General features: G+C 63.2%; 10 protein-coding genes. 3 read left to right on the forward strand and 7 right to left on the reverse strand.

The window, feature by feature from the left end:
• Positions 1-2: 2 nt before the first annotated feature.
• Positions 3-737 carry a 16S rRNA (uracil(1498)-N(3))-methyltransferase gene (locus GSQ75_RS01355; protein WP_158752751.1) on the forward strand — a complete coding sequence of 245 codons (735 nt, stop codon included), beginning with the start codon at positions 3-5 and terminating at the stop codon, positions 735-737.
• 51 nt (positions 738-788) lie between these two features.
• Here the strand turns inward: GSQ75_RS01355 and GSQ75_RS01360 are convergent, their stop codons facing one another.
• From GSQ75_RS01360 to pilG, 7 genes are all read right to left on the reverse strand, one after another.
• Positions 789-1298, reverse strand: a complete 510-nt coding sequence (locus tag GSQ75_RS01360; protein ID WP_158752752.1) for a chemotaxis protein CheW — start codon at positions 1296-1298, stop codon at positions 789-791.
• Positions 1295-2965 carry a chemotaxis protein CheB gene (locus GSQ75_RS01365; protein ID WP_254058398.1) on the reverse strand — a complete coding sequence of 557 codons (1671 nt, stop codon included), beginning with the start codon at positions 2963-2965 and terminating at the stop codon, positions 1295-1297. Before GSQ75_RS01365 ends, GSQ75_RS01360 begins: the two co-directional genes overlap by 4 nt.
• A gap of 52 nt (positions 2966-3017) precedes the next feature.
• The gene (locus tag GSQ75_RS01370; RefSeq protein ID WP_158752754.1) at positions 3018-9185 is read right to left on the reverse strand and encodes an Hpt domain-containing protein; all 6168 of its coding nucleotides are present in this window, start codon (positions 9183-9185) and stop codon (positions 3018-3020) included.
• 97 nt (positions 9186-9282) lie between these two features.
• Entirely contained in the window at positions 9283-11313 is a 2031-nt protein-coding gene (locus tag GSQ75_RS01375; RefSeq protein WP_158752755.1) for a methyl-accepting chemotaxis protein, read from the reverse strand.
• Between the two features lie 129 nt (positions 11314-11442).
• Positions 11443-11982, reverse strand: coding sequence for a chemotaxis protein CheW (locus tag GSQ75_RS01380; protein WP_158752756.1), 540 nt, complete (start codon positions 11980-11982; stop codon positions 11443-11445).
• Complete coding sequence (locus GSQ75_RS01385; protein WP_158752757.1) at positions 11979-12350, reverse strand: response regulator; 372 nt, start codon at positions 12348-12350, stop codon at positions 11979-11981. Before GSQ75_RS01385 ends, GSQ75_RS01380 begins: the two co-directional genes overlap by 4 nt.
• A 22-nt stretch (positions 12351-12372) precedes the next feature.
• A complete protein-coding gene (pilG, locus tag GSQ75_RS01390; RefSeq protein WP_158753850.1) occupies positions 12373-12738 on the reverse strand; it encodes a twitching motility response regulator PilG in 366 nt (121 codons plus the stop codon).
• 395 nt (positions 12739-13133) lie between these two features.
• On the opposite strand from pilG, the gene gshB reads away from it, so the two are divergent.
• Both gshB and GSQ75_RS01400 read left to right on the forward strand, forming a co-directional pair.
• Entirely contained in the window at positions 13134-14111 is a 978-nt protein-coding gene (gene gshB, locus GSQ75_RS01395) for a glutathione synthase (protein WP_158752758.1), read from the forward strand.
• Positions 14108-14974, forward strand: coding sequence for an energy transducer TonB (locus tag GSQ75_RS01400; RefSeq protein ID WP_158752759.1), 867 nt, complete (start codon positions 14108-14110; stop codon positions 14972-14974). Before gshB ends, GSQ75_RS01400 begins: the two co-directional genes overlap by 4 nt.
• Positions 14975-15022: the final 48 nt, after the last annotated feature.

The following is a 15022-nucleotide window of genomic DNA, read 5'->3' on the forward strand; positions in this document are numbered from 1 at the left end:
GCATGCGCACCATCCGTATCCATGTCGCCCTGCCGCTTGCCGTTGATACCGAACTGGCGTTGCCAGCACAGGCTGGCGAGCACGTGTCACGCGTACTGCGCCTCGCTGCAGGCGATCCACTGACCCTGTTCAATGGCGACGGTAGCGACTATCCGGCCACCATCCAGACTGTCGGTAAACGTGAAGTTATCGTGCGGGTGGATGCACGGCATGAGCTCGCCAACGAATCGCCGCTGCCGTTGACCTTGGCGCAGGGCGTGGCACGCGGCGAGAAGATGGATCTGATCGTGCAGAAAGCGACCGAGCTTGGCGTGGTGCGCATCGTGCCGTTGCTGACCGAACGATCGGAAGTGAAGCTGGATCCTGCCCGTACCGAGAAGCGGCTGGCGCATTGGCGCGCGGTGGCCGCCAGCGCTTGCGAGCAGAGCGGCCGCGCGCGGTTGCCTGAGATCGCCCCGGCTCTACCACTATCGGTGTGGTTGGATGGCTTGACCGAGGATGCTGCGTTGCGCCTGGCGTTGCTGCCGGAAGCCACACGCTCGTCCCGCGAGCTGCGTTTTACTTCAGCTGGCGGCTTGCTGGTGGTGGGGCCGGAAGGTGGGCTCGGTGAGCGCGATATCAGCGCGTTGACGGCCACCGGTTTCGCCGGGCTGCAGCTTGGCCCGCGCATTCTGCGAACAGAGACGGCCGGACTGGCCGCTCTGGCTGCACTGCAGGCATTGCACGGCGACGGCTAAGTCATCGCCTGCTCAAACCGGATTCAGTCTTAACGTATCGGACGACTCAGATCACTCGGACAATTCGCCCGGCTCCACCGGCTCTGGGGCATCTGCATGATCGAGCAGACCGAGCAGTTCCGTCTCGATCCATTCCAGGTCGGGGATCAGCGCGACGTCGTCGCGAACCAGCACCTGGGCGCGCACACCCGCCGGCAGCGGGCTGCCATCATGGGTAGGAATGATCAGCTCGGCGTTCAACGTGGTCAGGCGCGGAAAGCCCTGCGTCAGCACGGCGATGAACGGCAGCTTTGGATTGCCGCCGAGCGCTTTCAGCACGGCCACGCGCACGCTCAACTCGGCATCACCCTCTTCGGTACCGGCCAGTTGCGTGAACGACACCAGCGGTACGCGCCAGCCACGCCAGGCGATACGCCCGAGCAGCCACTCCGGCGCATCAGCTACCGGCTCAGGTTTGCTCTGGGTAACCACTTCGGCGATGGTGGCATTGGGCAACAGCAGGCGCTGGTTGCCCACCGGCACCAGTACGCAGCGAATTTCACGCGGCAGCGGATCACTCATGAAAACACCTCGATCAGGTGCGCCGCCAACTCAGGCGGCGTACCGGAAAAACTGACCAGTCGTTCGGCGAAAATGCCGCTGACCATATCGGCAAAATGCTCACCGGACGACGACTCTACCCAAACCTGGCCACCGCGATCATAGATCGCTTGCGAACCCGCAACGGCATCATTGGCCCGCCCAGCGAATACGATCGCCACCGCGTCACGACCGAAGGCATTCGCCGCCATCGTGAGGCTGGCGTCGATCGACGAGTCTTGTGTCTGATCCGAAGCAATGGCCTGAAGTTCGATCTTGCCGTCCCGGCGCAGCAGCACCTGCTTTCCTGCCGGCACCACCAGCACCTCACCAGGCGCGGCGCGGCCGCCTTGCAAGGCCAGCCGAACCGGCAGCTGGCTATGTGCGGCCAATCGCTCCACCAGCGCCACATCCGATTGCTGTTCTCCTAAATGCTGCGTATGCAGAAAGGTCATTCGTGAACTCGCGGGCAAAGCGGCAAGAAAGGTGCAAACGGAGTCCACGCCACTGACGGCCGCTCCCAGCAGAACGATCCGGCTCAAGGCGCTGCCCAGCTCGTCAAGCATCATCTCGTGATCAGGCGTATGCACATATGGCTTCGGAGCGATCGCCTCTTCCATCGACACCAGCTCGAGACTCATCACCGGCTCGATCCCAGGCGCAGTCTGTTCGACATCCGGGGCGAGAAAATCGGCAGCACTCAACTTTTCGATGCCGAATGCTCTGGCATCGTTTTTGGCAGGCTCGGCTATCAGTGCATCGTCATCCAGCAAGGCCCAGCCAACCGGCGCACTGACGGATTCAACCGCCCTTTTGGTGGGAATAGGATCGATTGCCGAGGTCGGTATCGTCGCGATCAAAGGATCGTCCGATGACACTAGCTGCAACTGATCGAACTGCACCGCCGCCACATCCGAATGCGCGCTACCCGTCGCGACGGCAGCATGTAATGCACCGTGATCAGCTGGAGAAGCATGCACGTGTGCACCGAAGTTGCCGTCATGCAGCGGGGGGAATTCCGCTTCACTGTCGAAGTTCGGCCCGGAGCCGAATTCGCCCTCATCGTCAGCCGGCAATTCACCAGAAGCCAGCAACGCCTCCAGTTCCGCCGCCAGACTTTCCGATTCGGCGCTGGCGATCATCTCGTGCTGACCTTCGTGGTCATCGTGCAACAGGAAGTCCGGCTCCTGCTGCATGGACTCCGGCTCCACCGGGGACGCGTGTTCCTCAATATTTTCCGCGAAAAGTTTTGCCGGTTCTGCTGCAACTTCCATCGGAGCTTCGGCATAAGCAGCCTCAACGCCAGTTGCTACCTCCGGCTCGATCTGCGGCGCGTCGATAACGCGTGCATCTTCCGGGCGAGGAGGATCGATATCGCCCACAGCCAATACCTTGACTGCCAGATGCCGCGCCCAGCGCGCGCGATCCCAGCCGATCAACTTGCGACTGGCCTGCGCATCATTGAAAACCACCCGCGGGCGGTCACCATCGATCAACTCGTACAGGTGATCAAGCGCGTCGTCGGCGCTGTCGTCCAGATTGACCACCAGCACATCGGCGCCCACCTGGTGCAGCAATTCCCGATTGAGGCTGGAAACCCCGCCCTCATGGACAATCCGCGCGCCGCGCTCATGCAGCGCCTCGCGCAACTGGCCGCCCAGCTCGGTGTCATCGAACAACAGGGCAACCGCCGGACTCGTCTCACTCATGAACAGGCTCCGCCGCACGCTGCTCCAGCACCTCGTTGATCTGCACCAGCAGCTCAGCCTCCTGATACGGCTTGCCGAGATAACGATCCACGCCAATGTCGAACGCGCGTTGGCGATGCTTGTCACCGCTGCGCGAGGTGATCATGATGATCGGCACGTTGCGCAACCGCGGATCGGCCTTCATGTGGGTCGCCAGCTCATAGCCGTCCATACGCGGCATCTCGATGTCGAGCAGCATCAGGTCCGGCACGCGCTCGTGCAGTTTCTCCACCGCATCGACACCGTCCTTGGCCGTGCTGACTTCGTATTCGTGACGTTCCAGCACGCGGCTGGTGACCTTGCGCATGGTGATCGAATCGTCCACCACCATCACCAGTGGACGTACCCGCACTTCCTCGATGACCGGTGCCTGTACCGCACTGAGGCCATCGGAAAGGCGCTGTATGCGACGGGTGATGCCATGGCGAACCAGCGGCGCCAGATCCAGAATGATCAGCACCGAACCGTCGCCCATGATGGTTGCACCGAGCAGACCCGGTACGGAACTGATCTGCGGACCCACCGACTTGACCACGATCTCGCGCGAGCCGAGTACGGCATCGATGCGGATCGCCGCACGCAGGTCGCCCGCGCGGGTCAACAGCAACGGCTGCTGTTCGCCTTCGGCCGGCAGCCCCGGCGGCAGGCCCAACAACTCTGCCAGGTCGTGGATGCCGTAGGCCTCGTGGCCATACTGGAACGACGGTTCCTCCTCGGTCAGCAAGGTCGCCAGATCGTCCGGATTGACCCGTGCCACACCCTGCACGGATGTCATCGGAATCGCGAACGTCGCCTCGCCGATGCGCACCAGGATGGCCTGGGTCACCGCGAGCGTGAATGGCAGACGCAACACGAAGGTGCTGCCCTTGCCCTGGTCCGATTCGATCGACAGCGAACCACCGAGCTGCTTGATCTCATTCGCTACCACGTCCATGCCGACACCGCGACCGGCCAGCTGGGTGACCTTGCTGGCGGTGGAGAAGCCCGGCTGGGTGATTAGCGAAAGCAGCTGGTTGTCGGTGGGCTTGGTGTCGGCACGCAGCAGCCCGCGCTCGATGCCGCGCTTGCGGATCGCCGCACGATCCAGTCCGCGACCATCATCGCTGACCCGGATCACCACCTCGGTGGCTTCACGCGCAACCTGGATATGCACCGAGCCTTCAGCCGGTTTGCCCGCCTTGCGGCGCTCAGCCGGGGTTTCGATACCATGCGCGATCGCGTTGCGCAGCATGTGCTCGAACGGCGCCTTGATCCGGTCGAGCAGGTTGCGGTCCATTTCGCCGTGCGCACCGTCGACGTACAGCTGGGCGCTCTTGCCCTGCTCCTGGGCCGCCTGTCGCAACGTGCGACGCAGGTTCGGCACCATCGTGTCGAACGGCAGCATGCGCGTACGCAGCAGACCGTCTTGCAGCTCGGTACTGACGCGCGACTGTTGGATCAGCAGGGTTTCGGCCTGGCGGGTCAGTTCATCGAGCATGCTCTGGATCGACACCAGATCGGATACCGACTCGGCCAGTGCACGCGAATACTGCTGCAGTTGTGAATAACGATCGAGCTCGAGCGGATCGAACGCCGCCAGGCCCGCTTCGCGATGCTCGCGCTGGAAGCGCGCGATGATCTGCGCCTCGGTCTCGATCTCAAGCATGCGCAGCTGGCTGCGCAAGCGTGCCACGGTCTGCTCCAGCTCGACCAGGTTGAAGCGATAGCCTGCCACCTGCTGCTCGAGGCGCGAACGATAAATCGCCACCTCACCAGCGTGGTTGACCAAGTTGTCGAGCAGGTCGGCACGGACGCGGATCTGTTCCTGCGAGGAGCGTACTTCCTCTTCCTCCTCCGGCAGCAGTTCGGGCAACTCCAGCCCATCCAGCGCAATCGGCAGCGTCGGCAGTGGGGTCGTCCGCACCGGCTTCGACACCGGCGCCGGCATGACGGCGGCGGCCAGCACCGCGTCGTCGGCCAGCATATGTTCGCCGGCCAGACCAAGCAGGTGATCGATCGTGGCCTGCGGATACTCGGGCGTCTGGCCCTGCGAAACCTGCTGCACTAGCGAGTGCAGCTGATCGAAGCTCGCCTCCAGCGCCGCAATCAGCGGACCGACCTTGGCCTGATCGCGTATCGGTTTTTCGAGCAGCGTTTCAATCGCATGGGTGAGATCGCCTACCGGTATCAACCCGGCAATGCGTGCACCGCCCTTGAGCGTATGCAGGTCGCGCTGCAGTTCGGACACATGTACCAGCTCGGTCGGAGCGTCATGCCACTGCGCCAGCACGCCATCAGCGTGGTCGAGGATTTCGCGCGCCTCGTCGATGAACACTTCAAGCAGATCGGCGTCGATGAAGCCGGACCCCGCCAACGCATAAGCATGCTCTTGCGGCGGCTCGGCGTCGGCCTTGGCTGCCACGTGCTCGGCAGCCAGCTTTTCGGTAGCCACCCGTTCTGCCGCAAGTTTCTCGGCAACTGCAGCCTGGTCCGCCGCCACTTTCTCGGCGGCGACCCGTTCGGCGGCAGCTTTCTCGGAAGCAGCCTGCTCAGTCGCAGCTTGTTCTGCGGCCAGCTTCTCGGCAGCGACTTGTTCGGCTGCCGCTTTCTCAGCCGCAGCTTGTGCGATCGCGGCCTGCTCAGCCGCAGCTTCTTCAGCGGCCAGCTTCTCGGCGGCAGCCTGCTCGGCCGCAAGCTTCTCGGCAGCAACTTGCTCCGCCGCAAATTTCTCGGCAGCGGCCTGTTCCACCGCGAGCTTCTCGGCAGCAGCCTGCTCCGCAGCAAGTTTCTCGGCAGCGGCTTGCTCGGCAGCCTGTTGTTCCGCCGCAGCCTTCTCGGCGGCAGCGCGCTCGGCAGCGGCAACTCCTGGTTCGAACGCACCTAATGCGGCTACAAGTTCGGCGGCAAGCTCGGCATGGTGTGCATCGTCCGGATGAATTTCCGGCACCGATGGCACCTCGGCACCAGGCTCATCCGGCTGTGCAGCGGTGATCCTATCCATGCTGGCATCCAGCGAAGCGGCCATGGCCGTTTCGTCGGTGCCGGCATGCTCCGGAGCGGCGACTTCCGCGGCCGGCGCCTCTTCGTCCGGACGTGGCTCAAATACCACATGCGCCACCTGCGACTCGGGATAGCGATCACGCATCTCGATGAGCTGCGCGGCAAGCGCATCTGTGCTGGGCAGTTGCGGCTCAGCGACATCAAACTGGCGCATGACGTGGTCGACCACCTCGACCGCTTGGCCGAGCAGGTGAACGCCATCCGCCGGCAACGGCAGATTGGATGCACGCACGCGCTTGAGCAGCCCTTCCAGCGGCGAAAGCAGTTGCGTCAACAACGGGATATCGACCATTGCGATGGCGCCATGCAGTGTGTGCACGGCACGCAGCAGCTCTTCGCCGATCGGCAACTCGTTGCGGCTGCGCTGGATTGCGGCACGAATGGTCTGAAGGTATTGCGCGACCTCACTGCGCAGGATCTCCAGCAATACCGGATCAACCGGCGGCATCACTGATACCGCTACCATCGACGCCGGTTCGACGGCCTCGTGGTCGGCGGCAACGCTGCGGGCATCGGTCACACCTGCTTCCGGAACAGCCTGCGCTGCCAGATCGAGACGTGGCACGCGCCGGCGCACCACGCGCCGTACTGTTTCGGTCGCAGCCGACGTGTAGTCCTCGACACGCGCTGTCTGATTGCCCGCCGCGACTTGCTCGGCGGCCTGCATGATGGCGCTGAGCGGCACGGCCGGTGCGCCGTCACCCTTGAGCGCTGCCAGCAGCTGGGGCAGCGCATCGATCGCGTGCCGCACCACCGCCTGCACACCCTCGTGCGGCTGGATGGTGTTGTCCAGCACCCGGTTGAGCATGTCTTCCACTTTCCACGCGAATTCGCCGAGCACGCCGGCACCGACCAATCGGCCGGAGCCCTTGAGCGTATGGAACGAACGGCGGATGCTGATCATTGACGAATGCTGGGTCGGATCAGCGAGCCAGACTTTCTCGGCACTGCGCAGACTGTCGATTTCTTCCTGCATTTCCTCCAGGAAGATTTCGCGGATATCGTCATCGATACCTTCCGCGTTGGCATTGAAGTGGGTGTTGGACGCCAATGCGTCGCGAACCGGCACCTGCTCGTAAACCTCTTCCTCGATTTCGGTCCAGTCACCGTCCTGATGATCCGACGCGCTCTCCACCGGGACAGGTGGCGTCGTCGCCTCGGTCTGTGCCAGCCGCAACCCATCCAGATTGTGGACAGGTGCTGCATGCGGCTCAGTTCCGCCAATAAACAGATGCCCCAGGTCATCACCGGGAAGCAAGGTGACAGATTCAGAAAGTTCCGGGTGCTCCTCATCCTCGAGACCGTGACCGGTGTATGCATCCGCCCGCACTTCGGTTACGGCTGCCGCGACCGTGGGCACCGCACGCGCGGCTGGCAACGGCCAGTAACCGAGCAGGCCAAGGCTGTGTTCGGCCACGTCGAGGATATGCTCCAGGCCGCCACGATGTTCACGCGCAGCCTCGAGGTAGTACTCCAGCGCGGCGAGTGCATCGGCCAGATGATCCATCTGCGCCCCACTGGGCACACGCCGGTCACCCAGCAGTTCATAGCCGACGAAGCGGCCCACGCCTTCAGCCAGTTCGGCTGGACGCGTTGCCGACAGCATGCGCATCGCGCCGGCAACCTCGTCCATCAAGGCCGGAGTACCGGTCAGGCGGTCGTGCTCCCAGCCAGATTCGACGAAGGCAACGATCGCGTCCTTCACCTTGCCGGTATTGCTGATCGCTTCCTGCATCAGGGTCGTGACGACACCCAGCGCTTCGCTGCGCGGCAGACCCTGCATGGCGTCGCCGGTAGCCGGCTCGCCCTCGGCGGAGCCCAGACTCTCGATGTGATCGTCCAACGAGGCCTCGACATATAGCAGGGCCCCGGCCACATCAAGCAACGTATCCTCATCAGCCGCACGCAGGCGATTGGCGATCTCGTCCAGCACGCGCCGCTGTTCGTTGATTACCCGGCGCGGTACCGCCAACGCCAACATGCCGAGTGTATCGCCAACGCGTTCGAGCACTTCACCCTGCGCAGCCAGTTGCGCCGGGTCACCGTCTTGTTGACGCAGGAACAGGTCCAGCGCTTCCTTGACGCGCAACAGATCGTCCTTCAATGCGCGCGATACGGAATCGAGCAGCGCGCGGTTGTGCCCTGCCATCGAACCACGGGCGTGTTCCAGCTCCCCGACATCAGGCAGCAGGCTGTCCAACGCATAGGTCGTGCGCAGCAACTCCATCTGCGGGCTGCGCTGCTTGGCCTGGGCCACGATGTAGAGCAGCTTGCAGGCCACCTCGTCGGCTTCGCCGCCGCGCAGGCTGTCTTCACCCTGTTCGATCAGCAGACGGATATTGCGGTCGACCTTGCCGATCAACTGGCGCACTTCGCCCGCATGGCTCTTGAGCGCACCTTGCTCCAGCCCCTCCAGCACGCCGGCAGCAATCCACCACAGGCGCCGGCCATGCACGTGGTGGCAGCGCGCGGTGATCGCCAGCAGGGTCTTGCGCATGCCGATCAGCTGTTGTGCCGCGTTCTGCCCGCGGAACCAGCCCAGCAACTGCTGCTGGAAGCGCAGACGCAGATCCACCAGCTCGCCACGATGAGCTTCGGCATACGCCTCACTCATGGCAGCTGGTGCCTGTTCCGGCAGGAACGCGTCGAGATTGGGGTGGAACATTGCCGATTCGGTCAGCGGCGGTTGCTCACGGCTGGCGCGCAGATCATTGAGCAGTGGCAGCAGTACCACTGGTACGTCGCGATGGCCACTGGACAGGCGTTCGAGGTAGTCCGGCAGCTGCATCAGGCCACGCATCAGCGCGGCATAGGCTTCCTCACGATGAGTGACATGCTCCTCGAGCAGCGCGATGGAGAGCGTCTCCATCTCCGCGGTCACCATCGCCGCGCCATACAGCTCGACCATCCGCAAGGTGCCAAGCACCTGATGCAGGTGATCCGAACACGTGCGCATGAAGTCGCGCTTGCCCGGGTTGTCGACGTAGGACTCCAGCGCCTCGCGGGCGATCGACAAGGTATCGTCGAGCTCCGGCTTGACCCACTGCAGTGTGGTGAAATCGATGTGGTCTTGAAGTCTCATGCGCCTCTCTCAACGGTTGCCCAATGTCGCATTTCGCACGCATCACGCAACCAACGAGACTGCCCCCCGAAAAATGCCAATACCAGCCAGAACGATGTCAACCCGGCAGCTTGAAATGCGCCACTGAGCGCCGCAGATCGCTCGCCAGCTGTGCCAGCGTACCGATCGAGTCGGCAGTCTGGCTCGCGCCCTGCGAGGTCTGCGAAGTAATTTCCTGAATCGCGTTCATCGAATGCGAAATGTCGGTCGCCGCCGCGGACTGCTGACGCGCCGCGCTGGAGATGTTCTGAATCAGCGCCGACAGATCGTGCGACACGCGCTCGATGTCACCCAGTGCACTGCCGGCGTCCTCCGCCTTGCGTGCACCGGCGACAACCTCGGCGGTGGTCTGCTCCATCGAGTTCACTGCTTCGTTGGTATCGGACTGAATCGTCTGTACCAGCGTTTCGATACGCTTGGTCGCACTGGTCGAACGTTCGGCCAGTCGCTGCACTTCGTCCGCCACCACCGCGAAACCTCGGCCCGCCTCGCCGGCCGAAGCCGCCTGGATCGCCGCGTTGAGTGCCAGGATGTTGGTCTGCTCAGCAATGTCGTTGATCAGTTCCACGATCGAGCCGATCTCCTGCGAGGATTCACCCAGGCGCTTGATGCGCTTGGAGGTTTCCTGGATCTGATCGCGAATCGAGTCCATCCCGGAGATCGTCTCGCGCACCACTTCGGCACCATGCGAAGCGATCTTCACCGAGCGCTCGGCCACGTCGGCCGATTCGGCGGAGTCCTTCGACACGATATCCATCGAGCTCACGATCTGGTTGATCGCCGAGGTCGCCGAGCTGATCTGCTGCGCCTGCTGTTCGGCCGCGTCGGCCAGGTGGCGTGCGGTGGTCTGGGTTTCCTGCGCCGACGACGACACCTGCTCGGAGGTCTCGTTGATGGTGGTTACCAGTGAACGCAGCTCATCGATGGCGTAGTTCACAGAGTCGGCGATCGCGCCGGTGATGTCTTCCGACACCGTGGTCTTGACCGTGAGGTCACCTTCGGCGAGCGAACCCATTTCGTCCAGCAGGCGCATGATCGCCTCCTGGTTGCGCTGGTTCAGTTCGGTACTGCTGGCAAACCGGCGACGCTGATCGCTTACCAGGGTGATAACCAGCAACAGGGCGAACGCCACCGCGGCGATCGCGCCGAACAGGCCCCACCAGACGTTCGGGAACAGCCGGCGCAGCGGCAGCTTGCCGATCTGTTCGGACAGGTCGTTGGCGCGCAGCAGCACGGTCTGCGAATCCAGTGAGGCCTGGTTGCCTGCATGCTTCACGTCGGCAAGGTTGCCCGCCGCGGCAACCAGCTTGGCGACTGGATCAGCCAGCGTGGTCCAGCTGGCATCCATGTCAGTGAGGATTTTGTGCGCATTGGCATCGCCGATCGGCTTCACGCCACTGTCGGCATTACCTACCAGCAGGCCTTTCAGCACGCTGCCGTACAACTGCGCATCGCGGGACAGGCCATCGGCTGCCGATTGGGCATTGTCGCCACCCTGCAGCACCTCCTGCACGCGGCGGATGATACGGTCAGCCGACAGCATCTGGCGGGACGTGCCCAGCATCTGTTCGGGACTGCCGTTGCGCTGCTGCAGAATGTTGACCACCTGATCCATGCTCGAGTTGAGCAACGGCATCTGCTGCGACAGTGTGTCGGCGCGTTGTCCGGAATCGAGCACGACCGCCTTGTTGGAAAGGATCTTGCCGATGTCGGCGTCAAGCTGCTTCCACGAGGCGTCAAGTGCACTCACGGCGCGCCCGGCGGGCGTGGCGTTATTGTCGCCGTATGCCTGCATGCCGCTGGTCGGATCGCCCTTGTCCAGCCGCTGTACGGCCGAATCGATCGAGTTACGGGTGCCCTCAAGTTCTTTGAAGGAATCGGTATTGCCACCCGCCGATTCCAACGCGAACTTGGCCGTCTGCTGTGACAGCACCTGGATCTGCGTGGTCAGCGCGATGGCCTGGCGATCCTCATCGTTCTTGATGTTCAGCCGCCAGAAGTCAAACGCTGCCAGACCAATCGCGATCAACAGCAGGACAATGAGTGCGGTGTAACCCCGTTCCCTGCTGACGCCCCCTGTAGTGCTCATGTTCACCTCATCCGTCTAACTTATACGTTGCCGGCTCCGCATCATCGCGCGGGGACTGGCCAGGGAATGTTGTCCCAAGTTTCCGGCCACGATCGGCGCCGGCGCTTCAATAACTACAGCTGCGCCAGATCAGGCCGCGGCTTGCCGGAAATCCGGTGCGCGCACCAGCCGATTCATGCTGAAAATCGCCAGTTGCTGTTCACCCACCCGGTTTTCGACGAAGCGGGCCAGCCGCGGATCATCTTCGCGCTCGGCCTCGCGTCGCTGTTGCTCGTCCACCGTGCGCTGACCGAACACCTCGTCGACCAGCAGCGCCACGCTACCGCTGCCCTGGCGCACCACCAGCAAACGGGTGCGCTCGGAATGCTGCGTGCGTTCGCCAAACAGGAAGCGGCTGAAATCGACCACCGGCACCAGATTACCGCGCACATTGGCCACCCCGAGCAGCCATGGCTGCGTCCCAGGCACCGGTGTCAACGTGGGTACCGCCAGCAATTCGTTGATCTCGTCGATGCCACTGACCAGCAGCCTCGAGCCAACGCGGAAACCGATGCCACGCCACAATCCGGGCGCCTCCAGCTTGTCCTGCGTGTCGGAGGCATGTGCCAGCGACAGCCGCTCGTAGCGGGCCAGGATTTCGAACGGGGTGCGGTTGACGGATTGGTTCATGTCGCACTCGACAACAGATCGTTGATACAGCCCAGCAGTTCTTTCTCGTTCACCGGCTTGGTAATGAACGCACGGGCGCCCTGACGCAAACCCCATACCCGGTCGGTTTCCATCGACTTGGTGGTGATCATTACGATCGGCACCCCCGAGGTGATCGGATCGCGGGTCAAGGTGCGCGTTGCCTGGAAACCGTTCATGCCGGGCATGATCACGTCCATGATGATCAGGTGGGGCAGTTCGGCGCGTGCGCGCTCGATGCCCTCCTCGGCAGAACCGACAGCGACGACCTGATGGCCGGCACGCTCAAGCAGCGTGGTGAACACGCGCACGTCGGTCGGCGAATCGTCGATGATTAGAATGGTGGCCACAGGTCCCCCTCAGAATCTGCAGTCAGCGGCTCGGCACCGTGCTGACATGGCGATGGATGGCACCAAGCAGTTCGTCTCGCGTGAACGGCTTGGTCAGATACTGTTCGGCACCCACGATGCGCCCGCGTGCCTTGTCGAACAGGCCATCCTTCGAGCTCAGCATGATCACCGGTGTGGCACGGAAAAGCGGGTTGTTCTTGATCAGCGCGCAAGTCTGATATCCATCCAACCGCGGCATCATGATGTCGACGAAGATGATCGCGGGTTTCTGGTCGGAGATCTTGGCTAGCGCCTCGAATCCGTCGACCGCGGTCAATACCTCGCAACCCTCTTTCTTCAGCAGGGTCTCCGCCGTGCGGCGGATGGTCTTGGAGTCATCGATCACCATGACCTTCAGGCCAGCCAAGTCATTTGCACTCACGTTCAAATTCACTACTCCCCCTGCGGCCCGCCCCGAGCTCAGGATAGACACCAAGACATGCAACAGCCATGCCGCGCGGCGTACATGCAAAAAATTTCGAACCAAATCACCCGATACCCGCTCTGCGGCGGTGCATCCGAGGCTTTGTTGTTTACTGCCTGCCCGCCGAGACTGTCAAGCAATAATCACCGGCGCGTCTTTCGAGCTGCCGCAGGTGACCCATAGTGGCACCATCTGGCCACCTGCGACAGCATCGTGCGTGGCAGCCTTTCACTCACCAACTGCCTCGGCGGCCGTCTACCTTTAGTATAGCCGCCAGACGATCCATGCCTGCCCGTACCAAGCCACCAACGGAGAACTCAATGACCCTTTCGGTCGGTGTGCTGATGGATCCCATCGGCGCGATCAAGATTGCCAAGGACACCACCTTCGCGATGCTTCTGGAGACCCAGCGCCGCGGCCACACGTTGCACTATCTCGAACAGGGCGACCTGGCACTTCGCGACGGCGCGCCATGGGCGCGACTCGCGCCGCTCAGCGTGCGTGAGGATCCGCAGCACTGGTACACGCTTGGGCAATCGCAGTGGCGCGACCTGCGTGAGCTCGACGTGGTGCTGATGCGCAAGGATCCGCCGGTCGATGCCCAGTTCATTTACGACACGATGGTGCTGGAAGTCGCCCAGCGCGGTGGTGTCAGCGTCATCAATGACCCGCGTTCACTGCGCGACTGCAACGAGAAGCTGTTCGCACTGGCTTTTCCGCAGTGCATTGCGCCCACCATGGTCTCGCGAGACGCCGGCGAATTGCGCCGCTTCGCTGCCGAACACGGTGAGGTGGTGCTGAAGCCACTGGACGGCATGGGCGGCCGCGGCATCTTCCGGGTCAAGGCCGGCGACAGCAACCTCAACTCGATGCTGGAAACCCTGCTCGGCGGCGGTGCCCATGGCGAAGGACGGCAGCTGACAATCGCGCAGAAATACATCCCGGAAATCACCGCCGGCGACAAGCGCATCCTTATAGTCGATGGCGAACCGGTGCCGTACGCACTGGCGCGCATCCCGCAGGGCAACGAATTCCGCGGCAACCTCGCCGCCGGCGGCCGCGGCGTCGGCGTGCCGCTGTCCGACCGCGACCGCTGGATAGTGGCGCAGGTGGCGCCGGAGCTGCGCCGGCGCGGCCTGCTGTTTGTCGGGCTGGACGTGATCGGCGACTACCTGACCGAGATCAACGTCACATCCCCGACCTGCATGCGTGAACTGGATGCCCAGTTCGGGCTTAACATTGCCGGTCAGTTGTTCGACGTCATCGAGCAGCACGTCATTGGAAAGCGTACCGCGTGAGCACCCCTGCAACTGTCGCCACTACGCCGAATCCCATCGGCGCCACCATGCTGTTTTCGCTGCTTTTGCACGGTGTGCTGTTGCTGGGCATCACGTTCCATTTCGTGAAACCGAGCCCCAGCCTGCCGACGCTGGACGTGACCCTGGTCAATGTGGCCAATCAGGAAGCGCCGGACAAGGCCGATTTCCTGGCTCAGGCCAATAACAGCGGTGGCGGCCAGAACGATCGCGCGACGCGGCCGTCGCAGTTGTTTTCCGGTGAACTGCCCAAGCCGGACCCGGGTATCGCCGCGCAACCGGTCGAGGCCACCACACCCCAGCCGCGCGAGGCCACGCCGACCCGCATGGTCACCACCAGCGGTGCGGCCGACTTCACTGTCGCCAGCGATAGTGCACAGACCCAGGTCGACCCCGAGGAGCAGACCCCGACCGCGGCCGAACTCAAGCGCCAGCAGGCGATTGCCCAGCTGGCCGCCGAGCTGCGCCAGCAGACCGAGGCGCTGGCCAAGCGACCCAAGAAGAAATTCATCTCGGCCAATACCAAGGAATACGTCTACGCGAGTTACATGCGCGGCTGGTCCGATCGGGTGGAGCGTATCGGCAATCTCAATTACCCGGACGAAGCGCGCCAGCGCAAGCTGTACGGCGACCTGCTCCTCACCGTCGGGCTCGGCCGCAACGGCGACATCAAGAACATCACGATCATCAAGAGTTCCGGACAACCCCTGCTGGACGCCGCCGCCGAACGCATCGTGCGGCTGGCCGCGCCGTTTCCACCTTTGCCGAAAGACGCCAGTGTGGACGAGCTCTACATCACCCGTACCTGGCAGTTCCTGCCGGGCGATGTGCTACGCAACAAATAAGTCCCGCCCTCACCTGCCAAGCGCGCGACTCGCGGCTTGTCGGGCTTA

It is taken from the genome of Dyella sp. S184 (assembly GCF_009766065.1).
Lineage (GTDB): Bacteria > Pseudomonadota > Gammaproteobacteria > Xanthomonadales > Rhodanobacteraceae > Rhodanobacter.

Bases quoted from the DNA above. Each gene is read 5' to 3' on its own strand.
- GSQ75_RS01380 (WP_158752756.1), bottom strand. From the start codon at position 11,982: ATGAACCAATCCGTCAACCGCACCCCGTTCGAAATCCTGGCCCGCTAC.
- GSQ75_RS01370 (WP_158752754.1), bottom strand. From the start codon at position 9,185: ATGAGACTTCAAGACCACATCGATTTCACCACACTGCAGTGGGTCAAG.
- GSQ75_RS01355 (WP_158752751.1), top strand. From the start codon at position 3: ATGCGCACCATCCGTATCCATGTCGCCCTGCCGCTTGCCGTTGATACC.
- pilG (WP_158753850.1), bottom strand. From the start codon at position 12,738: ATGGTGATCGATGACTCCAAGACCATCCGCCGCACGGCGGAGACCCTG.
- gshB (WP_158752758.1), top strand. From the start codon at position 13,134: ATGACCCTTTCGGTCGGTGTGCTGATGGATCCCATCGGCGCGATCAAG.
- GSQ75_RS01360 (WP_158752752.1), bottom strand. From the start codon at position 1,298: ATGAGTGATCCGCTGCCGCGTGAAATTCGCTGCGTACTGGTGCCGGTG.
- GSQ75_RS01375 (WP_158752755.1), bottom strand. From the start codon at position 11,313: ATGAGCACTACAGGGGGCGTCAGCAGGGAACGGGGTTACACCGCACTC.